Annotated in this window: 22 protein-coding genes; 14 read left to right on the forward strand and 8 right to left on the reverse strand. The window is 57.0% G+C overall.

Translation table 11 applies throughout. The features are described 5' to 3' along the window. Window positions 1-5 precede the first annotated feature (5 nt). Window positions 6-875, forward strand: a complete 870-nt coding sequence (locus AC0IXS_RS23570) for a TauD/TfdA dioxygenase family protein (RefSeq protein ID WP_191957633.1) — start codon at window positions 6-8, stop codon at window positions 873-875. A 143-nt stretch (window positions 876-1,018) separates the two neighbouring features. Here the strand turns inward: AC0IXS_RS23570 and AC0IXS_RS23575 are convergent, their stop codons facing one another. Beyond that, complete coding sequence (locus tag AC0IXS_RS23575) at window positions 1,019-1,561, reverse strand: GNAT family N-acetyltransferase (RefSeq protein WP_449117369.1); 543 nt, start codon at window positions 1,559-1,561, stop codon at window positions 1,019-1,021. A gap of 216 nt (window positions 1,562-1,777) precedes the next feature. Between AC0IXS_RS23575 and AC0IXS_RS23580 the strand changes: the two genes are divergently transcribed. After that, window positions 1,778-2,749 carry an alpha/beta hydrolase gene (locus tag AC0IXS_RS23580; RefSeq protein WP_414628202.1) on the forward strand — a complete coding sequence of 324 codons (972 nt, stop codon included), beginning with the start codon at window positions 1,778-1,780 and terminating at the stop codon, window positions 2,747-2,749. 67 nt (window positions 2,750-2,816) lie between these two features. On the opposite strand, the gene AC0IXS_RS23585 is transcribed toward AC0IXS_RS23580, so the two are convergent. Together AC0IXS_RS23585 and AC0IXS_RS23590 are read right to left on the reverse strand one after the other, a co-directional pair. Next, window positions 2,817-5,816, reverse strand: a complete 3,000-nt coding sequence (locus AC0IXS_RS23585) for a type III effector HrpK domain-containing protein (RefSeq protein ID WP_471825828.1) — start codon at window positions 5,814-5,816, stop codon at window positions 2,817-2,819. A gap of 420 nt (window positions 5,817-6,236) precedes the next feature. After that, window positions 6,237-6,659, reverse strand: a complete 423-nt coding sequence (locus AC0IXS_RS23590) for a DUF7832 domain-containing protein (RefSeq protein ID WP_057410754.1) — start codon at window positions 6,657-6,659, stop codon at window positions 6,237-6,239. 222 nt (window positions 6,660-6,881) lie between these two features. On the opposite strand from AC0IXS_RS23590, the gene AC0IXS_RS23595 reads away from it, so the two are divergent. Together AC0IXS_RS23595 and AC0IXS_RS23600 are read left to right on the forward strand one after the other, a co-directional pair. Next, window positions 6,882-7,583 (forward strand): glutathione S-transferase family protein, encoded by a 702-nt coding sequence (locus tag AC0IXS_RS23595; RefSeq protein ID WP_122689455.1) that lies wholly within the window; start codon window positions 6,882-6,884, stop codon window positions 7,581-7,583. A gap of 250 nt (window positions 7,584-7,833) precedes the next feature. Then, window positions 7,834-8,397, forward strand: coding sequence for a TetR/AcrR family transcriptional regulator (locus AC0IXS_RS23600; RefSeq protein ID WP_057410752.1), 564 nt, complete (start codon window positions 7,834-7,836; stop codon window positions 8,395-8,397). Window positions 8,398-8,721: 324 nt separating this feature from the next. On the opposite strand, the gene AC0IXS_RS23605 is transcribed toward AC0IXS_RS23600, so the two are convergent. Then, window positions 8,722-9,693 carry a LysR family transcriptional regulator gene (locus AC0IXS_RS23605; RefSeq protein WP_471825831.1) on the reverse strand — a complete coding sequence of 324 codons (972 nt, stop codon included), beginning with the start codon at window positions 9,691-9,693 and terminating at the stop codon, window positions 8,722-8,724. Between the two features lie 102 nt (window positions 9,694-9,795). Here AC0IXS_RS23605 and AC0IXS_RS23610 point away from each other — a divergent pair, with 102 nt between their 5' ends. The 5 genes from AC0IXS_RS23610 to AC0IXS_RS23630 all read left to right on the forward strand — a co-directional run bounded on the left by AC0IXS_RS23610 (window position 9,796) and on the right by AC0IXS_RS23630 (window position 14,841). Further along, window positions 9,796-10,899 carry an alkene reductase gene (locus AC0IXS_RS23610; protein WP_471825833.1) on the forward strand — a complete coding sequence of 368 codons (1,104 nt, stop codon included), beginning with the start codon at window positions 9,796-9,798 and terminating at the stop codon, window positions 10,897-10,899. A 144-nt stretch (window positions 10,900-11,043) separates the two neighbouring features. Then, complete coding sequence (locus tag AC0IXS_RS23615) at window positions 11,044-11,427, forward strand: nuclear transport factor 2 family protein (protein WP_025996762.1); 384 nt, start codon at window positions 11,044-11,046, stop codon at window positions 11,425-11,427. A gap of 205 nt (window positions 11,428-11,632) precedes the next feature. Beyond that, window positions 11,633-12,667 (forward strand): alpha/beta hydrolase, encoded by a 1,035-nt coding sequence (locus tag AC0IXS_RS23620; RefSeq protein ID WP_471825836.1) that lies wholly within the window; start codon window positions 11,633-11,635, stop codon window positions 12,665-12,667. Between the two features lie 551 nt (window positions 12,668-13,218). Next, the gene (locus AC0IXS_RS23625; RefSeq protein ID WP_122667531.1) at window positions 13,219-14,436 is read left to right on the forward strand and encodes a DUF1444 family protein; all 1,218 of its coding nucleotides are present in this window, start codon (window positions 13,219-13,221) and stop codon (window positions 14,434-14,436) included. Between the two features lie 42 nt (window positions 14,437-14,478). Next, window positions 14,479-14,841: a hypothetical protein gene (locus AC0IXS_RS23630; RefSeq protein WP_122667530.1), complete on the forward strand. Its 363-nt coding sequence runs from the start codon at window positions 14,479-14,481 to the stop codon at window positions 14,839-14,841. Window positions 14,842-15,378: 537 nt separating this feature from the next. Here the strand turns inward: AC0IXS_RS23630 and AC0IXS_RS23635 are convergent. After that, window positions 15,379-15,801 (reverse strand): hypothetical protein, encoded by a 423-nt coding sequence (locus tag AC0IXS_RS23635; RefSeq protein ID WP_122667529.1) that lies wholly within the window; start codon window positions 15,799-15,801, stop codon window positions 15,379-15,381. A 303-nt stretch (window positions 15,802-16,104) separates the two neighbouring features. Here AC0IXS_RS23635 and AC0IXS_RS23640 point away from each other — a divergent pair, with 303 nt between their 5' ends. Continuing rightward, window positions 16,105-16,590, forward strand: a complete 486-nt coding sequence (locus tag AC0IXS_RS23640; RefSeq protein ID WP_122689462.1) for a hypothetical protein — start codon at window positions 16,105-16,107, stop codon at window positions 16,588-16,590. Between the two features lie 389 nt (window positions 16,591-16,979). Here the strand turns inward: AC0IXS_RS23640 and AC0IXS_RS23645 are convergent, their stop codons facing one another. Continuing rightward, entirely contained in the window at window positions 16,980-17,636 is a 657-nt protein-coding gene (locus AC0IXS_RS23645; protein WP_471826286.1) for a glutathione S-transferase, read from the reverse strand. A gap of 192 nt (window positions 17,637-17,828) precedes the next feature. Here AC0IXS_RS23645 and AC0IXS_RS23650 point away from each other — a divergent pair, with 192 nt between their 5' ends. After that, window positions 17,829-18,404, forward strand: a complete 576-nt coding sequence (locus tag AC0IXS_RS23650) for a TetR/AcrR family transcriptional regulator (RefSeq protein WP_122689463.1) — start codon at window positions 17,829-17,831, stop codon at window positions 18,402-18,404. Here AC0IXS_RS23650 and chrA read toward each other — a convergent pair. Beyond that, window positions 18,401-19,759, reverse strand: coding sequence for a chromate efflux transporter (gene chrA / locus AC0IXS_RS23655; protein WP_122667527.1), 1,359 nt, complete (start codon window positions 19,757-19,759; stop codon window positions 18,401-18,403). The genes AC0IXS_RS23650 and chrA overlap by 4 nt on opposite strands. A 46-nt stretch (window positions 19,760-19,805) precedes the next feature. Further along, complete coding sequence (locus AC0IXS_RS23660) at window positions 19,806-20,474, reverse strand: GntR family transcriptional regulator (protein ID WP_074454585.1); 669 nt, start codon at window positions 20,472-20,474, stop codon at window positions 19,806-19,808. Between the two features lie 254 nt (window positions 20,475-20,728). Between AC0IXS_RS23660 and AC0IXS_RS23665 the strand changes: the two genes are divergently transcribed. The 3 genes from AC0IXS_RS23665 to AC0IXS_RS23675 are packed head-to-tail and all read left to right on the forward strand — an operon-like array spanning window position 20,729 to window position 23,540. Then, window positions 20,729-21,961, forward strand: a complete 1,233-nt coding sequence (locus tag AC0IXS_RS23665) for an NRAMP family divalent metal transporter (protein WP_004882852.1) — start codon at window positions 20,729-20,731, stop codon at window positions 21,959-21,961. A gap of 17 nt (window positions 21,962-21,978) precedes the next feature. Continuing rightward, a complete protein-coding gene (locus AC0IXS_RS23670) occupies window positions 21,979-22,749 on the forward strand; it encodes a LamB/YcsF family protein (RefSeq protein WP_122415141.1) in 771 nt (256 codons plus the stop codon). After that, the gene (locus tag AC0IXS_RS23675; protein WP_471825839.1) at window positions 22,746-23,540 is read left to right on the forward strand and encodes a putative hydro-lyase; all 795 of its coding nucleotides are present in this window, start codon (window positions 22,746-22,748) and stop codon (window positions 23,538-23,540) included. The genes AC0IXS_RS23670 and AC0IXS_RS23675 overlap by 4 nt, the downstream gene beginning before the upstream one ends. Window positions 23,541-23,548 lie beyond the last annotated feature (8 nt).

Consider the following 23,548-nt stretch of genomic DNA (forward strand, 5'->3'; position numbering starts at 1 on the left):
GGAACATGGATCAACCGGCACTCAAGGCCATCGAGCGCATCGCGGGCGCGCCACGTGCGCCGTACCACAGCATCGGTATCGACAGGCTGACGCCTGTCATTGGTGCCGAGATCAGCGGCGTGGACCTGTCACAGCCGTTGAACGACGGGCAACTCGACGAAATTCGCCGGGCGCTTCTGGAGAACCATGTGCTGGTGTTTCGTGACCAGCACCTGAGCGTGGAGCAACACAAGGCGTTCGGTCGACTGTTCGGTGAACTGCGAGCGTTACCGGTGGACAGCATTGATGGTGATGACCCGGAACTGGTGGTGGTCCGCGCCAACGCCCAGTCACGTTTCGTCGCGGGTGAAACCTGGCACACCGACGGCACCGCCGACCTCGAGCCTTCGATGGGCTCGATGCTCTACGTCAAGGAAACCCCGGCCATCGGCACCGGCGGCGATACGCTGTTTGCCAACATGCACCTGGCGATCGACATGCTGTCCCCGGCCATGCAGCAGTTCCTCGGTGGCTTGACCGCCATTCACGATGGCGAGATTCCCTGGAAGGGCTTCACACCGCCCGAAGGCCTGCCCAAAAGCGAACACCCGGTCGTGGTTCGCCACCCGGAAACCGGCAGACCGACGCTGTTCGTCAACTCGGGTTTCACCTCGCACATCGTGCAATTGTCAGGCAGTGAAAGTCAGACGTTGCTGAACATGCTCTTCGATCTGGTGGCCCGCGAACCGATCCTCAGCTGCCGAGTCCGCTGGGCACCCAACACCCTCGTGTTCTGGGATAACCGCTCCACGCAGCACCACGCAGTCTGGGACTACTTCCCCCATTCACGTTACGGCGAGCGCGTGACGATCCTGGGGACGCGGCCGAGGGCGTGAGCGTTCAACCAGTCTTGCTGCCGGTTCCCGGCAGATCGCCGGCAAGCCGCCTCCCACAGTCCGGTGTTTTTCTATCAAACACCGGACTTCTCAAGAAACGCTGAACTCTGTTTCTGCCCGGAGGGCGTGGGAGCTCTCGGAGGTTACGACGGCAGCGATGGGCTGCGCAGCGGCCCCAACTGCAACCCGTACACAAGATCATCAAACCACTGCTCACCAATCTGATACGCCTGTGGCACGCGACGCTCGAAGGTGAAGCCGCATTTCTCCTGCAGCTTGCAGGACGCGATGTTGCCATCGGTCACGGTTGCCTCCAGCGAGTCCAGCCCGATGGCGGCGGCATAGTCGATGACGGCGTGCCAGGACTCGGTGCCGTAACCCAGGCCCTGATGCTCAGGCAACAACAGACCACCGATTTCGGCATGCCCCGGCGACAGGATACGAAAGCCGCTCACGCCCAGCTCCTGCCCGCTCTGCCTGTCGATCACCACCAGACACAGCCAGTGGTCCGACTGCGGCGTCCATGCAGGCAGCCGATGATCGAAGCCTCTGCGAATCATCTCTTCGCCGATGTCTCCGAACACATACTGCATGGTCTGCGGTTCACGGTGCAGCCTGAAAAACAGTGGCCAGTCAGCCTCGACCAGTGTTCGCAGGTACAGCCGTTCAGTGTTCAACTCCAGCATCCGGTGCTCCTTGCACGTTCAGAAAGGCACAGGGTTTTTTACCCGGCGCTGCCGCATTGATCAATCAATGAATACGTACATCAGCCCTTAACACTGCGCGAGGCAACATCGCATCGTCATTTCATGCAATGAACGCTGCCGCGACGCGCGACTCTATTCATGACTGCACCACATCATTCATCACGGCGACGATCGGCCTGACAGGAGCGCAAGCATTTGGATAACAGACAGTCCATGTCTTTCAGCGAGCAGGAGCGTGCCGAGGCTCGCCAGCTAAACAGGAAGCTCGCCCGCTTTCCGCGTTTCAAGATACGCAACCGCGTCATGCCCGTGCTGATCCAGTCACTGTTGCGCGTCAGCCAGATTGGCGGCGGGGGCAAGCTCACTCGACACGGACTGCAGGCCGAAAAGAAAATTGTCAGCAGCAACGGTGTCCCCGTGTCTGTGCGCATCATCAGGCCCAAGGGCCAGCCAAAAGGCGTCGTGCTCGACTTTCACGGCGGCGGCTGGGTGATCGGCAATGCGCAGATGAACGATGACCTCAACGTCGCGATGGTCAACGAATGCGAGGTGGCCGTGGTGTCGGTCGATTACCGGCTCGCCGTGTCCACGCCCGTTGAAGGGGTGATGGAAGACTGTTTCTCGGCCGCGTGCTGGCTGCTGGGAGACAACTGCCCTGAGTTCGCGGGCCTACCCGTGATCGTCGTTGGTGAATCCGCCGGTGGCCACCTCGCGGCCACGACCCTGCTGAAACTGAAAGAAAAGCCCGACCTGCTGCAACGCATCAAAGGCGCGCTGCTCTACTACGGCGTCTACGACCTCACCGGAACCCCCAGCGTGCGCAACGCCGGGCCTGAAACCCTCGTTCTCGATGGTCCCGGCATGGTCGAGGCCTTGCGCCTGCTCACGCCAGGGCTTACTGACGAGCAGCGCCAGCAACCCACGCTGTCGCCGTTGTATGGCGATCTTTCCGGCATGCCGCCTGCGCTGATGTTCGTCGGCGACATCGATCCGTTGCTGGACGACACCCTGCAAATGGCCGAGCGCTGGAAAACTGTGGCGGAGGTTGAGATGCACCGGCTGCCGGACTTGCCGCACGGGTTCGTTCACTTCCCGACGGCGATGTCGGGGAGGGTGCTGGCACGCAGTCGGGAGTGGTTGAGCGGGATGATCAAGCGCGAGACCTGATCCATGCACCTGGCGATACCGGGCACAAGGATCAGTGCAAGTCACGGGGCTTGCACCCCGTGTTGCCTCAGGACGCGACGGTGGAGTCTTCGCCGCCCGGCCAGTCCTTGATTGGAATGTCGTCGATGGTGCCATCCTTCACACCGTCGATGGCATAGCGTCTGATGCTGTCGCCCAGCACCTGCGCGAAGTCATCGGCCTTGGCCTGTTGCTGTCCTTCCCTGACCAGACCGGGAATGATCGCCCCCAGAACCGCCACGCCGCCAGCCAGGAAGCCCAGAGTACCGGCTGCGGCAGCCAGCGCCGGGATGAAGCGGGGCAGGTTGGCGCCCAGCAGGCCCAGTGTGCCCTCAAGGGCCGAGGCTGAACCGGAAAGCACGCCCAGAGACCCGGCAGTCACGCCAAAGCCGCCAGTCAGGTTGTCGCCTCGACGGATCGCGTTCACGCCATCGAAAATCCCATAGGCACCCGCCGCGATATTGGCCAGACCGCCCAGGCCTTTGGCTGCTTCTTCATACTGCTTGGAGACAGCGATCGCGTTTTTGCTGTCCTTGATGTTGTCCTTGAGCTTATCGAGCTGTTCCTGAGAAAGGTTGTCAGGGTTACCCGTCAGGGTCTTTTCCCTTTTCTCGATCGCCTCGTTCATCGAGACCTGATAAGCCTTGGTGCCGCCTTCGGTGAACAGCGTGGCCGCCTGCACCGAACCGGTGGTGATGTCGACGATGTTGCGATCCGTGAGCTTACCCGAGCCCTGTGCGCCCCGTGCGATGGTCATGCCCGCCATGAACAGACCGCTGACCCCGTGAAGCACGCCGCTGCCATAGGCACCTTTGGCGTCGCCGCCGGTGTCGAACTTGGTCAGCATGTCCATCTTGTCCAGTGCCTTGGTGCCCTGGCGAAACATGTCCCAGTTACCCCTGAAGCCCGAAAGCACCTGATCGGTCGTCGCGACAGTGCCATCCTTGTTCAGCAGCAGTTCCGGGGATTCCTGGCGCATCTGGTCGATCAGCTTGCGGACCTTGTCCTCGTCAAGGTCCTTGCCGCCGTCCTTGCCGAAGGCTTTTTGCATGTCTTCGAAGGTGGCGTCCTTGAAGAGGTGTTCCTGGGATATCGTCGAGAAATTGTCGTTGAGCTGCTTGTCGAACTCACCGGTAAAGGTCGGGTCCAGCGTGGCGTTGTAGAGCGCGACTTCCATGCTGAACGCACTGGCAGCCGCTTCCGGTGCGTTGGTCTTGAGCAATTCGCGCAGACGCTCGCCGGACGCCAGAGAATCCTTGTAATAGGTCTGCAGGGCTTCGCTGTGAGAGGACTTGCCCACGCCAGCCTGGATCTCGGTAGCGTTGTTGATACCCAGCATCCCTTGGAAGCTTTGAGCGGTGGCATAGAACTGAGTCAGCGCGGCGGTCTGATCGGTCTTGCCATCCTTGGTGTTCGCCTCCCACGCTTTGTCCAGCGCCTTGCCGGACTTGATCTCGTCTTCGTAGGTTTTGCTGACTGCATCCTTGAGGCCCGGACTGGCCTCGAACAGGTCCTTCATGCCCGCAGCGCTGCTGTCTTTAAGAAACGCTGCGGTGTCGGGATCATTCTGCAGAATGGCGATGTGGTCGCCGATATCCTTGAGCAGCTTTTCCGGTTCCCAGATAGCGCCCGACCCATTGGCGATGGCCACCTTGCCATAATCGTCGCCCCACATGCCGGCATTGGCGCCGTCCACCACCAGCTTCTGGGACTTTTGCAAATCCAGCAGCACCGCGACTTTCTCCTCGGCCGTGTAGTGTTCAGGGTGTTCGAACACGTCTTTGCCCAGCTTGCTGGTGTCCACGTTGCTGGTCAGGTTCCCGGAAACCACGCTGGACAGCAGGCTGCTCAGGGTCATGGCGTCCACCGGAGCACCGCTTTTCAGGAAGGCTTGCAGGTCGCCGCTGCTGACTTTGCCGTCGGCCGACTTCGCCAGATTGCCGCTGGCCGTGTCGAGCAGCTTGAAGGCACCGGGCTGCGACCAGAAGCTCAAGGCGTCCTTCTCCAGGCCGCCCAGCTGCGGGTTGCTGTCTTTGTAATCATTGATGTTCTGAGCGGTGAGGGTACTGTCGGCGCCGGTCTTGCCACGGATCGAGTCGTACATCTGCTCCAGAATCGCCGTGTACTGCGCAATCTGTTTGGAGCCCTCGTCGGCGTTCTTGTTGGTTTCAACGTAGGTTTTATACCCGGCGATATCCTGACTGGCCTGCGCCTTGGGCAGAGACGAGAAACCGTATTTGCCGAAGTCCTGCAGACGCCCGGCTTCGGTACCGTGTTTGGCTTCGCCACCCTTGGTGAAGCCATTGATCCGTGTGTCGGCCACATCCTTGCCGGTCAGCGGTTTGCCACCCTCGTCGTAGCCAACGACACGATCCATCACCTGACCCGCACGGAAAGCTGCATCGGGATCGCTTTCGAAATCGCCCACTTGTTCCTTGAGCATGTCCTTCACGCCGCTCTGGTTACCCAGGTTCTTGAGCAGCGGATTGTCGTCAATGATGTCCTGAGCCGAACGGGTATCGCCCTCCGGCCGCACCCACTGAATGCCCGCCGCTTCGGCCTGCTCCCGCGCCGCACTGCTGTCACCGGCGCTGTCCACGTGCTTGAGCTCACCCTTGAGATTCTCCCAGCCGTACTTGCCGAAATCCTGCAAACGACCGGCTTCGGTGCCGTGTTTGGCGTCACCGCCCTTGGTAAACCCATCGACCCGGCCGTTGCCGTCATTGCCATTTACGATGCGGACGCCGTCCTCGTTCAGCAACTCCACATGGTCCAGCACCTGAACGGCGCGATACGCAGCGTCGCGATCATGCTCGAAGTCACCGACACGCTCCTTGAGCTTGTCCTTCACGCCACTCTGATTGCCCAGATTCTTCAGCAAGGGGCTGGCGTCGATAATCTCCTGGGCCGATCGCTTGTCATCGCCGGGCAGCTCCCACTCGATGCCCGCGTCTTTGGCCTTGGCGCGGTCAACCGAGTTGCTCCACTGACTTTGCGAATTGGATTCCGCCGTGCGGTTCTTGGATATGTTTTCTACGGAAACGGACATGTGCAGGCTCCTTGGTAATAAACCCCGCCAGCACAGCGCCCCGTGAAAGCGACGCCGAGCACTGACCGGCTGACTGGCAGGGTAGAAAGGGGTAAGGCTCGAACAGATCCGAGGGTAGGGAGCGCACATGAGGTGGATGTGACACGGGCTGTGAAATGTTGTGAATTTACATAGGCCGGGAAGGAGACTGTCGACTGGTCAAGGTGGTTTGACGAGTGCTTCTGTTGCCCGATGATGGGTTTGTGAAGACGACCACCGGTTCCGGATGTGAAGGGTGCTGTTTGAAAGGTAACTTGCTTTGGGGGGCGTGTCAGAGGGCTTGGGAAATGCACTCTGTGAAACCCCGACGCCCGACATCAAGTGCATGAAAATTGTCGGGCGAACCCTCTAACGGGTTGGTTCAACGCTGGGTCTAAGGCTTCAGGATGTAGCCTTCACCAGCACTCCACTGGTAAACCTGGCTTCCAATATCGAGGAAAACTTATCGAAGTCGTGCGCTGACTCTGGGGCAACAAACATCAAGTCACCGAAGTGCTCGGTGTAGTCATGAAGGTAAAAGCCATCGTCCCCGTAATACTGTTGGGTGAAAAGATTTCCTGCTTCAGTCAGATCCTCCTCCGTGAATTTTCCGTCGCAGTATCGGAAAAGAAATTCGGTGGCAGAGAGCTTGCCGCTGATGACATCGGCTACAGCTTCAGGCTCATCCTCAACATGATCCTCGCCAGCCCAGCCTTTCAAAAAGCACCATTTCAGGAAAAGCGCTATGTGCGTGCCGCCTTGCTCTTTGGGTTGGTCTGCTGGGAAGTCTCCTGTGTAGTGCCAACTGGCATCGTCGTATTTCATGGGGCTCCGTTGGGGGCTTAGGTTTGGTCCGGGAAGTTTAACTTGCTGGGTTTCGCCGGTGAAGCGAGCGATCCACCTCAATCGAACCAACGCAGCGAAAGCATCCCAAAAATTTACCTAACAAGTGTTAGGTAGGGGTTGACGGGTGCTCAGCCGCTCGCTAAAGTCTGGCTTACCTAACGGTAGTTAGGTAAGCCAGCCACCCCATCTGCAGGAACGACCATGACTACTAAGCTTCAGCTCTTCACTTCGCCTTCGGCCTTTCCGAATCCACAGCGTCTGCGTCTGTTCATGCACGAAAAGGGCATCGCTGACCAGTTTGCCGAGACCATCTATGACATGTCCCCTGTAGGGGAACAGCGTGGCTGGCGTCATTTGAATATGAACCCGTGGGGCGAAACACCCACCCTTCAACTGGCCGACGGTAGCTACATTTCCGAAACGGGTGCCATCGTTCGTTATCTTGACCAGGAGTATCCCGGTCGCAAGATCATGGGAGCGACCGCACTGGAACAGGGTCTGGATAACATGTGGGATAACCGGGTGTGGGTGCACATCCTGTACCGCATCGTTACAGCGTTCCACGTGTTGCACACCGGGCTCGGCTTCAAGCTGGAACTGACCAAAAACGAGGCTTGGGGCGAACACTGCCGTAAGGAAGCTTTGGCTCACGCTGCACTGGTCAACCGTCATCTGTCAGACGGCCGCGAATGGCTGCTAGGCGGCGACGCCCCGACCTTCTCGGATATTACACTGGCGACCGCGATCGCCTTCTCGAAATTCCCGGTCAATGCCACTCCACTGGACGAGCGTTTTGAGTTCCTGGATGCGTACTGGCAGCGCTGGGCAAAACGTCCAAGCTTCCAGGCTGCCTACGCTGATCGCAACAGCGGCATTCCTGAGCTGGATTCGCCAGCCCCGTAATAACCTGTCAATGGAAACTCCGTACGCCGAGATCGCCATACCCTTGGCTTTCTCGGTGCCCGTGGCGATCTCGGTAGTGTCGGCTGTCGGTGAAGCTTACGGAAACATGATGGAACGCCTTGTGCTTGAGCGACTCAAGTCAAGTCGGCCTCACTGTTCTCCACTGACAATCTACCTGTCTCACGGTAGGCCTTTGCTGTAAATTAACTTTCCCTATTTGAGAGATCGTCCCAAGACGAAAGGCACCAGAATGAGCGTCAACTCCAAAGAAGCCATTTTGTTGGCGGCCAAGAGAATTGCCCAATCGCAGGGCTACAATGGTTTGAACTTCCGCGACCTTGCGCAAGATGTCGGTATCAAAGCGGCGAGTATTTACTACCATTTTCCAAGCAAAGCCGATCTGGGTATTGCCGTTGCCAAACGATATTGGGAGGACGGTGCGCTTGCGCTCGAGACGATCGAATCTGAAAGCCCGTCTCCGATTGACGCTTTGCGTCGCTTTCCGGAAATCTTCAGAAGATCGCTTGAGGCCGACAATCGTCTCTGCCTGGGCAGTTTCATGGGCGCTGAAACCGATACTTTGCCCATTGAGATGACAAAAGAAATTCAGACTTTTGCTGAGGTCAATATTGCATGGCTACGCAAGCTTCTATTGGCTGCGAAGGTGTGCGAATCAGGTGAGAGTGAATGCAGAGCACGTGCAATTTTCACAGCTATTGTCGGTGCCCAGCTCTTTGCCAGAAGTCGCTCGGATATCTCGCTTTTCGATGCCTTGGTCGATTCATACCGTGCATTCGGGCCTCTGCCAGCGTAGCAACTGACAGCAACTCGCTCATGCCTTCAATCCCCTTTGGCACATACGGTGGAAGCTGGATCAGAGGCGCCGTTTATGACGGCGCGGGCGTCGACCTCACTGAGGTCTCGTCCCTGCAGCCTACTCACTGCGGTTGCCTGGAATGACATGAATCCGCGAGTGTCATTCCATCGGGGACAGTTTGAAAAGCATTGTCAGCATTCAGACGGCTGACCGAATATGAGTGGTTCTGAGTGCTAGCCATCGGCCAAAAGTGAACGTAGTAACCATTCATAGCGTTGAAAACTCGATATTTCTCAACAAGCCGCACCTGAAAAAGTTAAATCAAAATTTCCCAACCTCGTTAGCGCTACGCATAAAATCAACAAACGCACGCAGCTTGCCTGGCATGTGTTTACGATGCGGGTAATAAAGATGGAACGCATCGTCCATGCCGCTGTGCTGCTTCAATACCTGACGAAGCGTACCGTTTTCCAACTCTGGCCTTGCGAAGTCCTCGAAAACAAAACCAATACCCTGGCCTTGTACTGCCGCATCAAGGACGGATCTCATTTCGTCAAAGATAAAACGCCCTTGAACATCGACTTGAACCATTTGCCCGCCATCTTCGAACTTCCATTCAAAGAATCGTCCACCCACTGAATACCGCTGGCGAATGCAGTTGTGCTTCAGCAGTTGCTCCAGTGCCTGGGGCTCAGCCAAGGTGCTGAAGTAATCCGGCGCTGCCACCACAATTCTTTTTTGTGTCGATCCCAACTGTACCGCGACCATGTCGTTCTGCACTCTTTTTCCCATGCGCATGCCGATATCGAAACCGGCATTTACGATATCGCCAAGTTGGTTATCCAGCGATACCTCGACGTTGATCAACGGGTACTTCTCCATGAAGGCGGTCAGATGCGGTTCGATCAGGATGCGGTATGCAACGTACGACGAGTTGAGGCGCACTGTGCCAGAGGGTTGATCTGTCACGAGCGAGACTTGTGACAAGGAGTCTCTGATCAAGGCAAGCGCAGGTGCCAATGCCGCGTTCAATGACGCGCCGGCCTCGGTCAGGCTGACACTGCGTGTCGTTCGATTGAACAGCCGTACATTGAGTTGCGCCTCCACGCTTTTGATCGTGCGTGATACCGCAGTGGGCGTAACACCGATTTCTGCGGCGGCGCGTGCAAAGTTCAAATGTCTGGCGGCCGCCTCGAACGTCAAAAGACCGGGTAAATGCACCGGCGGTAGAGGCAGTGAATCGTCAACGCCCTCAGCACGCGTCGGGCTCTGCATTATGACTTTTTTGCTCATACTGTATCCATACTTATGGCTATTTACGTCATTATCATTAACCACCATAGTTGATGCAGCAAGGATTTTTATCCGGCAAAACAGTTATCACTAGGAATCACAATGACACCCAACAGCCCATCAACGGATCTTTTCACGCCAATGGCTTTAGGCGCCTTATCACTGGCCAACCGCATTGTCATGGCCCCGTTAACGCGCAGCCGCATGGGGCCAGAAGGCGTACCCAACGAAATGCACGCTCGCTACTACGCGCAACGTGCCAGCGCTGGTTTGATCATCAGTGAAGCGACCAATATTTCCGCGCAGGCGCGGGGGTATGCATTGACGCCAGGCATCTGGACTGAAGAGCACGTAGCAGGCTGGAAGCGGGTAACAGATGCGGTGCATGCCGCTGGTGGACTTATCGTTTGCCAACTGTGGCATGTGGGGCGCTTCTCGCATGTGGACCTGCAACCCGACGGCACGGCACCGGTAGCGCCATCGGCGATTAAAGCCGAAGGCCAGACCTTTACTGAAGAGGGGATGATGGACGTCTCCATGCCGCGAGCGCTGGAAACATTCGAGATCCCAGGCATTATCGAGCAATACCGACACGCCGCCGCATGCGCAAAACGTGCAGGCTTTGATGGTGTGGAAGTGCACTCTGCCAATAGCTATCTGCTTGATCAGTTCCTGCGCGACTCTACCAATCAGCGAACCGACCAATATGGTGGTTCGATTGAGAATCGCACACGACTCACGCTGGAAGTCACCGCCGCAGTCGTCGAGATCTGGGGGCATGAACGGGTTGGCATTCGCCTCTCTCCCGTGACGCCAGATGCAGGCAACACGCCCTTGGACAGCCAGGTAATGCAAACCTATGGCTATCTGATCGAGCAACTGAATCGCTTCCAGCTCGCCTATATGCATTTTGTCGAGGGCGCTACCGCTACGTCACGCACTGTTCCCGAAAACGTGGATCTCGATGCGTTACGTGCGCGGTTCAAAGGCCCCTACATCGGCAACAACAATTACGACATCGAACTCGCCGTTACTCGCCGTGCTGAAGGCAAGGTCGATGCAGTGGCTTTCGGTCGCCCGTTTATTGCCAATCCGGATTTGGTGCGTCGATTGAAAGAAGGTGCAGAACTCACTGTTGCGCCACGCGAAACCTATTACGGTAACGGCTCAAAAGGTTACACCGACTGGCCGACGCTCGCTGAATAAACCAACTGGGCAACACTTCAAAAGCGAGACCTTGGGCCCCAGCGCTTGGCGTCGCTATGGGTGGTCGCAGGGGACGATCTCAATACCCGCCAAAAGTAACCGGTCTTTTTAACACGACTCGAATTAACTACCAGGAGTACAAACATGAACAAGCCTACTTATGTGCAGGAATATCAGGCCATCACCGAGGTACTGAACAAATACAGCGAAGGCTGCAAACAGGCCAAAAGCAGCATCATGAAGCCCGCTTTCAGCGAGCAGGCAACGATGTTCAGCGTCGATGGTGACGGCAAGCTGACCGGCGGCCCGATTCAGACATTGTTCGATGGCATTGACAGCGCGTTCCGCCCGTCTCCTGAAGCTCAAGGTGTAATCGTCAATATCGACATCGTAGGCACCGCTGCCAGTGCACGTATCGACACCAATGACGTATCGGGCTTTTGCTTTACGGATTTCTTTAACCTGCTGAAGGTCGATGGCAAGTGGACGGTCGTCAGCAAGATCTTCCACACCCATGTCGCGCCTTGAATACCTGACTTCCTTGGCCACGCGGCAGATGAGGCTTCAACCCTATCTGTCGTGTTTTCTTTGCAGCCGAGCGGGGCTGCAACTATGCGTCCGGCACAGCGCCCGAAATCCGCTGACTTCGTTCGCCTGACCGCAGGCGCAACAAAGTCATTAAACAGGCCGCTACTTAATGACGCACACACTCAGGCGGTAAAAAGGAAACATCATGAAGCCTCTAAGCTCCGCTTTCGCCCTTTCCGTCGTTGCTCTGTCGCCTGGTAGCGCCTCCGCAGCCGAACGGCCTGGCGTGGAACACAACGTGGCAAAATTCCTGCAGTCCCTTGAGGGCGGCCAGACGCTCGACAGCATGTCGCCGACCGATGCCCGCGCGGCGCTGGCGGGTGCCCAGGCCGCCTACGACGTGGTCTTGCCGGAAGCTGAGGTCAGCGAGAAAACGATTCGTGTCAATGACAGCGACCTGCAACTGACCATCGTGCGCCCGGCCGGCAGCCAACAGAAGACCCTGCCCGCGTTCATGTACTTCCACGGCGGCGGCTGGGTGCTTGGCGACTTCCCAACGCACGAACGGCTGGTGCGTGACTTGGTGGCGGGCTCTGGCGCGGTGGCGGTGTTCGTTAACTACAGTCTTTCGCCTGAGGCGGGATACGGCGTTGCCATCGAACAAGCCTATGCCGCAACCAAATGGGTGGCCGAGCATGGCCAGGAGATCAATGTCGACGGCAACCGCCTGGCCGTAGCGGGTAACAGCGCAGGTGGTAATCTGGCCGCAGCTGTAGCTCTGATGGCGAACGATAAAGGTTCACCTGCACTGCGTTCGCAGCTATTGCTGTGCCCGGTAACGGATGCAAACTTCGACACGCCGTCGTACAAGGAATTTGCCAACGGCTACTTCCTGACCAAAGACCTCATGGCGTGGTTCTGGGACCACTACACAACCGATGCCGAGGCACGCAAGCAGATTTACGCATCGCCGCTGCAGGCTACGCTAGAGCAATTGAAAGGCCTGCCGCCGACGCTGATCCAGACGGCTGAATTCGATGTCCTGCGCGATGAAGCCGAAGCTTACGGCTGCAAGCTCGACGCTGCGGGTGTGCAAGTGACGTCGGTACGCTACAACGGCATGATTCACGACTTTGGGCTATCGAACGCGTTCAACCATCTACCAGCAGTGCAAAGCGCGATCGCGCAAGCCTCGCAAGAACTCAAGACGAACCTAAGCCAGTCATTGCAAAACCCATGAAGCGCGGGTGGTGGAAACGCTGCGGCATTCATGACAAAAAACTCAACATTCATTTTCTAGAGGCCACAGCGGAAAGTCCTTGGCGAAAGATATACGTTGCTTGCCGGTATAACGTTGTAGTCGGTAGTGATCAAAGCCTAGCGTTCGCATTCCGAATATTGGTCGGGGCTGGCGCTTAAGTGGCTAGAGGATGGCTTTCCGATAGACGTCGAGCTGATCGCGCTCTTGTCTCAATGCGCCGAGGACAAAACGTTATCCCAGTCTCGCCGCCATAGAGCACGTAGCCTCGTCAGGCAAAAACAATCAGAAAGCTGAACCTATGCTTGGGCGTAAGGCTTTCAATACATGATGTATTGGATCGTTTGGCAAATAGCGATGCGCGTTGTGAAAACATAGCCTCGTCGAGATCATGCGGCAAGTTGATTGAGTACGACCCTATTTTTCATCTGGTACTTGTCGATATAGAGAGCGGCCGTTCATGCTGTGAACAGGCTTAGCTGCGCCCAACCCACCCTGTTTATAAATGCCTGCTGACACGAAGGATCCTGTGCATGCTCCAATCCCTGCTCGACAAAATTCTCGGTCGTCCTATGACCCAGGAAAAATTTGCCCAAAAATTTATCGAGTCAGCCCGCAAGGCTGGCTACAGCGAGGCCATGGATTTTCAGGCTAGCGAGTTTCGCATCCTTCATAGCAATGGCTCGTACTTCAATCTTCATAATGCCTTTCGCGACTATCAAAATGGAGACAAGACCCAGAAGGCCGCAATCCTGAATGGGTACGTATCGACTCTATTGGTGTCTGTCCAGGGGGCCGCGACGGTCTTTGAAAGCGTGAAAGTACATTTACGTCCGGTAATTCGGAATCTTGCCATGCTTGAAGAGGTTCGGCTGGAGCAAGCCAGAAATGGCGGCTGCAAGCCGCACGATGTCGTTTATCAGCCCTTGGGCCGCGACTGTGTGATTATGCTTGCCGTCGATTCTCCCGAGGCCACCGCCACCCTTACGAAGGGCCCCGAAGCGCAGTGGGGCATCACAATGGATGAGGCAGTGGTGATCGCCATTGAGAACTTGCGCGATGCTACGCACGAGGCCTTTGGTGAGATTATCCCTGGGCTCCACGTCGCGGAATGGGCGGACGGATACGACAGCAGCAGAGTCTTGTTGCCAGATGTCCTGCAGCGCGCACCAGTTAAAGGTCGCCCGGTGTTCATGATCCCCAATCGTGACGTCTTGATAGTCACGGGCGACAAGGACGAACAAGGGATCCGTCAGATGGTCGAGCTTAGCTTCAAAGCCCTGGAGAATGGCAGGGCAATCTCCACTGACATTTATACTTATGACGGGCGCGATATCGTTCCATTTCACCCTGATGATGAAGGCGTCAATAACCGTCTGGCCACACTGGAACATATGCTGCTTCAGGGTAGCTACAGTAATCAGAAAGAGTTGCTCGATAAGCTCAATCTGGAAACGGGTGTCGATGTGTTTGTTGCTTCGTACCATCTCTATGAGCTTGCTGATCAGAATGGCAACACCGTATCGATGGGCGTTTGGACAAAAGATGTGCCGACTTTATTGCCCAAGACTGATCGCGTCGCGTTTGTTGATCCCGTTCCGGGTGGGGAACCGACAGTAAAAACCGTTCTCTGGGGCGAAGTTGAATCCGAGCTTGGCGATCTGTTGACTGCAGAAGCGGGCTATCCACCTCGCTATCGGACACTGGGATTTCCTTCGGCAGAGCAGCTTGATCGCCTGACTGCCTTGTGATCCTGTGACCACTTAATCTGGCGCACTGCGATGGAGGTAGGAATGCTCGACACTGACAGCGCGCATGATCATGCGAACCGCAATCAGGCAGAAATCCTCATCAGCAACGATTGCGCTTGCTTTGGTTGCTATGCGGTATTTCCTGCCTCTGATGTGACACGGTTTACTGACACCACCGCTTGGTGTCCAAAATGCGAGGCTTTCAGTACGGTCGTTGGCGATGCCTCCGAGCTGCCTCTGGATCGAGAGTTTCTGGAGGCAGTTCACGATCATTGGATCGGGCCTCAAGATTGGTTAGATGAAATGGCGGCGCAGACTCATGCGATCGCAACTGCTGTTTACAGGCAGACAAGCACAACGATGGATGAGGAGAGAGCTCGCCCCTGGTGGAAGTTTTGGCGATAAGGCTTCCAATTATCCAGCGAATGTACGCGATCAGTTTGTTGTGTCTTTTCTGCCTGAGCCCCTTTGCGACTGCGGGTTCTGACATTCACATCAGCCGAAAACCCTTTTGGGCTGATGAGGAAGGACCCAGGATAACCATTCGAAGAATGGCTCACGTGCGTGAAGTCTGATCCTCAGATAGTGAAAGATCCCGTTAACGGGCCTGACGATTTTATGGTTACGCTTCCGGGGGACGAGTTTCCATTATGGTACCAGGCCGACCTCGGGGAGCTGTACACCAAAGACCCGTCCGAGCCCGCGATTCTCAAACTTCAAGAAGTCGCCGGATGTCTCAAGGCGCAAGTGCAAGGTGATGAAGGCGAGTTTTACCCTTCAGAACACTGAGAACGGTAGCGCTTGAAAGGGATTGTTTCCATTTGAACCGACGTCATCTACGGCATTTCTTGTTGTTTGCCGCAGGGTCTCGACCTTTTCGCGTTCATGGAGAGAGCACACCTTGTGCTCTATTTGAGCAAAGCGAGCGGTGTCAGTCACTTGCTAGCTAGAGGTCATCGCAAATAGGTTTTCGCACAAGTAGGTATCTTCTCTTGGAATGAAATCTGAGGGGCTTTCATTGCAGGAAAATGCTTCAAAAACGTGGTTGATGATTTTTTTTGCCTGTTCCGTACTAATGACCGGGGTGTCTATCAGGTCAAGAAGCGCCTCGGCGATCTCATTCAAACTGATGCAGTATTCTCCAGCTGCTATCTTAAGCATTTCTCGCATTTCCCGATGTTTAGCATCTGAATTTATGCTGCTTTTCAAAAAATCAAGTGGCTCTTCAAGAATTTCAAACGGGTAAATGGTTTGATAACTATCGCAGTAATCTATAAGCGCTCGCCTAGCCTTTACGCCGTCAAAGCCTTGAGAGCTAGCCCCTAACAGTGCATTGATTTTTGTATTGGCTACCCAGTTTTTCACTATGTAATCTACCTTGCCTGGTGCTGGCTTAGGGGATGTTTACTGACTGCTCTTGGCCGATGCTGTGGAGGAAAGTATATATCCTGTCGGGCCTGCAGAAAATCCAGCTTATCGGTAAGCTGGATATTCGCAGCATGATGCGTCCAACGTGGCATCTTGTGAACAACTGAGCTCAGCTGTTGACTCCAAAGGAGTGGAGGATGCTGATCCGTGGAAGTCTGACAAGTAGCCCAAACACGTATGGCATTCCCAGGCCGATGATGGATAGAGTAACCTGAACACCTTCGATCTAAGGGTCCCCACATGGACATCAATCTACTGACCGAACCCATGCTCGGCCACTGGCGTACGCCCTCAGGTATCTGGCAGTGCGAATTCCAGTTCGGCAGCCGATTGATTTACGTCCAACACCACAATGACGAGCCACCTAGCGCCAGGCTCGTCGCCGCACAACTCGCGGTCAAGGCTGCGTGGGATGATTTGCCCCAGGCACTGAAGTTTGCCGAACAGCACTGTAAAGCGCAGATGCCCGAACTGATGCGGTTGTATGAAACTCACATGCCGCGGGAATCTCCTCTGTTCGTGTACTCGATTCACGTTGACCTCGACAAACCTTATCCTGGCTACGCCATTTCGAAGAACCCTGACTTCGATTGGGATCGCATCCTGACCGACGAAGATGAATGGTGTCAGGCGCACAGTGTTTGCATGGGGCAATATGAGCCAAGGGATGATTTTTGGATTGACGTCCGACGTGTTGGGTTTCAGCAGTTCGAGCTTGAGGGGTAGCTTGGCAATCAAGCATGTATATATCGAATCCCTGAATCGCCATCGTCGCTAGCCAGCCGGATCTGAAATAGGGCGATCAGCTGTCTCATCGACGGGTTCCAGGCTGACGAAAAAGATCAGAATCTATTTGCAGATAGAAGATGCTTTCCTCGAAGAAGTAAAGTTGGCATCTCCGTTCAGGATCTGGTTAAAGCATACGATTGAATGGTTTTTTCAGGGAGAGCTTCTTTATAGGAGATGAATCGCGCTTAGTGATCAGTCTGGATGGTTTTTCAAGTCCGGGCCGCCCAATCCTCGTGAGCAGCAAGCAGCCCGACAATAGCCGACGAGGTGTCCGCACACAGTTGACCACTGCATTGCGTCCACCCGCCGGATCAGGACTGACCTGCTCAGCCCTTCGGCCTGCCGCTCTCAACCATCTCTTTCCACGTCTTCACACTCGGCCGTTCCTGCATGCGCACATGCCATTCGCGCACTGCAGTGCATTCTTCAGGTACCGCGAGTTTCACCAGCGATGAAAAGATCATCCCACCCAGCACGGCGATATCCGCCATCGAAAACTTTTCGCCTGCAACAAAGGGCTGATGCTTGAGCAGTTCATCGAAATAGCGCATGCCTCTGACGGCCTTGTCGCGCATGCGGTTGCCCCATTCGGCGTTCTGGTACAGCTCGACGTCTGGACCCAGTCCCGGGGTGGCGTGGTGGAAGTAGGTGCTGACGGCGTCGAGAAATTCGATTTCCGCGCGCTTGGTCATCATGTGGATGAGGCCTTTTTCGACAGGCGTTTCGCCGGTCAGGTCGGGGCTGCCCACCAGTGCATCAAGGTACTGAGTGATGGCGGTGCATTCGGCGATGAGGGTGCCGTCGTTCAGTTCCAGTACGGGGAGGGTGCCTGAGTAATTGACGGCGAGAAATTCCGGTTTCTTGTGTTCGCCGGTCCACAGGTTGACGGACACGAACTCGATGTTCGAGAGCAGGCCTTTTTCGGCCAGTGCGATGCGTACACGTGCCGGGTAAGGACCGTCGTACCAGTCGTGGATTTTCATCATCGGGATGTTTGCATGGGTGGTGGGTGTAGTTGCATGTGTCATGGTCAGTTACCTGCCTGTCAGTTGGTAGGCAAAGATTGCGCGCTCGATTTGAGTCTGTCAACCCCTGCCTACCAGTTGGCAGGTAGATATTTTTGCGAGTAGAATCGCTGGCAATGATCAGATGACTGCACAAGCGAGGAGCCATACGTGAGCGAGAATGCTCGGGAAGCCATATTGGCCGCCGCGAAAGGCGCGGCTCAGGTACACGGCTACAGCGGGATCAATTTCCGCAGCATCGCCGATACCGTGGGGATCAAGAACGCCAGCATTTACTACCATTTCCCCAGCAAGGCGGATCTAGGGGCGGCCGTTGCCAGACGCTACTGGCAGGATACGGCTGCCGTGCTTGAGGCAATTCGTGACGAAAGCACCGATCCGGCGCGTTGCCTGCAGCTGTACCCGTCGATCTTTCGCATGTCGCTGGAGAACGGCAACCGGCTGTGTCTGTCCAGTTTCATGGCGGCCGAATACGAAGACCTGCCTGAGGAAGTGAAGAGCGAGGTCAAGGCCTTTGCAGATGCCAACGTGGCATGGCTTGCTCAGGTTCTGGCTGATGCGGGACTGGGAAGCGCAGAAAAGTGCGAACGCCGTGCGCGTGCCATTTTCACTGCTGTGGCCGGGGCGCAGTTGATCGCCCGAACTCGCCAGGACATCAGCCAGTTCGACGACCTGATTCTCGATTATCAGGAAGCCGGGCTGATCTCAATACCACCCGTTATCTAGCGCAACAGGTGTACCGCCACCCCTGTAAGCGCACACGTGATCAGCACTTGTATGACGCCTCGTTTGAAGCGAAACAGGGCGATGGCAGCGGCAGTGGCAATCAGCGCTGAGGGCCAGTCGATTCGGCCTTCGAAGCCTTGGGGCCACAGCACGTGGTAGCTGAAGAAACAGGCGAGGTTGAGGATGACCCCGACCACTGCGGCGGTGATGGCAGTGAGCGGGGCGGTCAGCCTGAGCTCATTGTGGGTCGATTCCACCAGCGGACCACCCGCCAGAATGAACAGGAACGAAGGCAGGAAGGTAAACCAGGTCACCAGCGCGGCGGCGACCGCACCTGCCAGAAATACCTGATCCGGCCCGAAGACCTGCATCACGTAGGCACCGACAAACCCGACGAAGGCCACCACCATAATCAACGGTCCCGGCGTGGTTTCACCCAGTGCCAACCCGTCGATCATCTGGGTCGGGGTCAGCCATCCGTAATGGCCGACTGCGCCCTGATAGACATAGGGAAGCACCGCGTAGGCACCGCCGAAGGTCAGCAAGGCCGCCTTGGTGAAGAACCAGCTCATTTGCGTCAGGGTGCCGGTCCAGCCGAAAAGGCCGGTCAGTATTGCCATGGGCAACGTCCACAGCACCAGACCGATCACGATCAGTTTTATCAGCTTCGAGGTACTGAATCGGGCGTGTTCAGGCGTTGGTGTGTCGTCATCGATCAACGCCGGACCAAAGGACCTGTCTGCTGCCTTGTGCCCTCCAGCGCGGAAATACTCTGGCGCAAGGCGACCTCCTGCGTAGCCGATGACGGCAGCGGCGAGCACGATCAAGGGGAAGGGCACATTAAAGGCGAAGATGGCAGTGAACGAAGCTGCTGCTATCGCCCATAGCGCGTTGTTCTTCAGCGCTCTTGAACCGATCCGATGAGCCGCCTGCACCACGATGGCGGTCACGGCGGGTTTGATGCCGTAGAAAAGTCCTGCAACCACAGGCACATCACCCAGCGCGATGTACACCCACGACAGCGCGATCAGGATGAATAGCGAGGGCAGCACGAACAGCGCACCGGCGATGACACCGCCCCAGGTCCGGTGCATCAACCAGCCAATGTAGGTCGCCAGCTGCTGCGCCTCGGGGCCGGGGAGCAACATGCAGTAGTTGAGGGCATGCAGAAACCGGCGCTCCGAGATCCAGCGTCTGCGTTCCACCAACTCCTGATGCATGATTGAAATCTGCCCGGCGGGGCCGCCGAAGCTGATGAAGCCCAGTTTGAGCCAGAACCGGAACGCTTCGCGAAAGCTGACAGGTTCCGCGGGGGAAAGGTCTTGTTCAACACGTGACGGGCCGACTGTGTTCACCGGCAAATTCCTCAGGACGTTCCAGGTCGCGCCAATGGTAACGGGCTTACCGTTTCAGGCTGCGCTCATACGCCGCCAGTACCGTCCGCTCCGATTGCACCAGATACGACTCAAGCATCTTGGTGGCCTTTTCAGGCTCTCCCGCTTCAACGCATTCAAGAATCCCGGCGTTCATGTCGATGTAGGGCACGTGCAGGAACTCTGGTGCGTTGAGCAACCCGAAGGCCAGCCGCAGCTCCGCCGAAATCTGTCCGTAAAACACCACCAGTCGCGGGCTGTCGGCCAGTTCGACAATGCCCTGGTGGAACATCATGTTGGCGGTACCCACGGCCACCCAGTCCTTGGCTTCACGCGCCCGCACACTGGCATCGACCGCTTCACGCATCCGCAGCGCTCCGGGGTGCTGCGGATAGCCCTGGGCGATGGCATTGCATTCGATGAAGCGGCGTACGCGGTAGATGTCGATGATCGAGGCCATGTCCGGCTCGGCAACCGTCACGCCGCGATTGGGTTCATGCTTGAGCAGGCCCTCACGCGTCAGCACCCTGAACGCCTCTCTCAGCGTGTTGCGCGAGATGTCCAGATTCTCGGCCAGCGCCGCTTCTGACAGGCGCTGACCTGGAACCAGTTCGCCTTCGACCAGCATCCTGCGAATTTCTTGAGTGATGGATTCTCCCAGCGTACGGGCGGGAGAAGGGGGTACTGCGTCGTTCATAAGGGGTCCAGGGGTGGGAAAAGCCGCGACGATATTCCCTGAGAGCTTAGTGCGTGGCAAGAAAGAAGCGCGTTGTGTGCTTCATTAAGTAGCGCTGCTGGGTGCTGGAGTAACAACTTGGTGCAAGTGAGTGATCAATAGAGATAGGATTGTTCAACAATAAATCCGATTGGCACCTACATCTCAGACTGATTGGTTGAGTCTTGGCATGCACATTGCTCTGCTCAGGTATCACTCACCGTAGGAATGTTGCCGTGACACAGACCACTCAAGAGTTTACGAAAGCCCGGCGCGCTTCGTTGATCGCCGCGATATTCATGATGGCGACGTCCGCCATCGGTCCAGGCTTCCTCACTCAGACGGCGACCTTCACCGCCACGCTGGGTGCCGCGTTTGCGTTCGGCATTCTGGCGTCGATCCTGATCGACTTCGTCGTGCAGTTGAACGTGTGGCGTATCGTGTCGCTGACCAAAATGCGCGCGGCCGATCTGGCCAATGCTGCTATTCCGGGCAGTGGTTACTTGCTGACGGTGTTGGTGCTGTGTGGTGGCCTGGTGTTCATGCTGGGTAACATTGCCGGTGCTGGTCTGGGCTTGAATGCGCTGACCGGCCTTGATCCCAAGTGGGGGGGCGCCTTGAGTGCGCTGCTCGCCATTGCGATCTTCTCGTCTCACCGCGCAGGCGTGGCGATGGACCGAATCATGATGGGGCTGGGCATCCTGAAAATATGCCTGATCGTGTTCGCCTGCTTCGCGACCCATCCTCCGCTGGGCGAAGCCCTGCGTCAGTCGGTGTGGCCTGACTTCATCGACTTCGCCTCGATTACCACCATTGTGGGCGGCACGGTAGGCGGTTACATCACCTATGCAGGCGCTCACCGTCTGCTTGACCGCGGCACTGTTGGCGTAGAAAACATTCAGGCCGTATCCCGCGCAGCACTGACCGGTATTCTGGTCACTGGCATCGCTCGCTACATATTGTTTCTCGCTATTCTGGGTGTGGTGGCAAGCGGCGTGGTTATCGATGTGTCTGGCAAGGGCGCAAACCCTGCCGGTCAAGCCTTCCAGGCGGCAGCAGGTGACGTCGGCATGATGATGTTCGGTCTGGTGCTATGGGCTGCGGGTATCAGCAGTGTGATCGGCGCGTCTTATACGTCGATGTCCTTCATAACGGTGTTCTCCAAGAAGATCACTGAGCGCGCTCGTCACCTTGCCACCGTGGCTTTCATCGTCATCTGCATGGCGGTGTATTTGATGATCGGCAAACCGCCAGCGGCACTGCTGGTGTTCGCAGGCGGTTTCAACGGCCTGATCCTGCCACTGGGGCTGAGTATTTTCATGTACGTGGGCTGGGCCCGGTCTGACCTGATGGATGGCTACCACTATCCACGCTGGTTGCTGGTGCTGGGCATCCTGACCTGTCTGCTGTCGTGGTTCATGGCTTACAAATCGGCAGGCGCCATCTTTGCCTTTATCGGCGCGGCCTGATCCAAGGAGATTTTCTGATGCGTGCAATTGACCTTAACAGCGACCTGGGAGAAAGCTTCGGCGCCTGGAGCATGGGCGACGATGCGGCGATTCTCGAAGTGGTCAGCAGCGCCAACGTGGCGTGCGGATTTCATGCCGGCGATCCGGCCGGAATACTGCGCACGCTGGAAGCCGCCGCGGCGCGTGATGTGGCCGTCGGTGCCCACGTGGCCTACCCGGACCTCGTCGGCTTCGGTCGGCGCAACATGGACGTGCCGGCCGAGCAACTGACCGCCGATGTCATCTATCAGATCGGCGCGCTTCAGGGCCTGGCCCGCAGCGCCGGGACGACAGTGACTTACGTCAAGCCTCACGGGGCGCTCTACAACACCATTGCAGGCGATCCGGTTCAGGCGGCTGCGGTGATTCAGGCGATTTTGCGTATCGACCCGCAGCTCAAGCTGGTCTGCCTCGCCAATTCGAAGCTGCTCGGCTGGGCGCGTGATGCGGGTCTGTCCTGTGTGTCCGAAGCCTTTGCGGACCGGGCCTACACCGCTCAAGGCACGCTGGTATCCCGCTCGCGTCCTGGTGCTGTGCTGCACGATGTCGAGCTGATCACCGCGCGCATGTTGCGTCTGGTGCGCGATGGCGTCATCGAGGCCGAGGACGGCAGCCTGATCGAGCTTGAAGCCGATTCGATCTGCGTGCATGGCGACAGCCCTGGCGCGGTCAACATCGCCCATGCCCTCAAACAACGTCTGCTTGAAGCAGGGGTCAACATTCGTGCATTTACCCGAGGTCAGCCATGAGTTCCTTGAACGACGCCCGTCAGTCAGCCATTGCCGCACGTGCCCAGTATCGCGAAGGCATGGTGTCTCCTACGGCGGGCCATGCACCGGGTCTAACCCAGGCCAACATGATCTGTCTGCCGCGTGAGTGGGCCTACGATTTTCTGCTGTTCGCCCAGCGCAACCCTCAAGCCTGTCCGATTCTGGACGTCACCGAGGCGGGCAGCTACAGCACCGTGCTGGCCGAGGGCGCTGACCTTCGCACCGACATCCCGCTGTATCGCGTCTGGCGCGACGGCAAGCTGGCAGATGAAGTGACCGATGTACGTGAACTCTGGGCCGAGCATACGGATCTGGTGACTTTTCTGATCGGGTGCAGCTTCACCTTCGAGACCCCATTGCTGGAAGCCGGTATCGATGTGCGGCACATCAGCGAGGGCTGCAACGTGCCGATGTACCGCAGCAACCGCATCTGCCGTCCGGCCGGTCGCCTGAAAGGCGAGACGGTGGTGTCGATGCGGCCGATCCCGGCCGATCGGGTGGCCGATGCCGTGAAGATCACCGCACGCTATCCCAATGTGCATGGCGCTCCGGTTCATATAGGCGAGCCTGGCTTGCTCGGTATCGCGGATATTTCGCGTCCTGACTTCGGCGATGCCGTTACCATCAAGCCTGGCGAAGTGCCGGTGTTCTGGGCCTGTGGTGTGACACCGCAGGCTGTGGTCATGGCGTCCGGGGTACCTTTTGCGATTTCCCACGCGCCGGGCTACATGTTCATCACCGATGTGCCCGACAGCCGCTACCACGTATAGGAGAGGAT

The sequence above is a fragment of the Pseudomonas sp. AC016 genome, assembly GCF_979253365.1.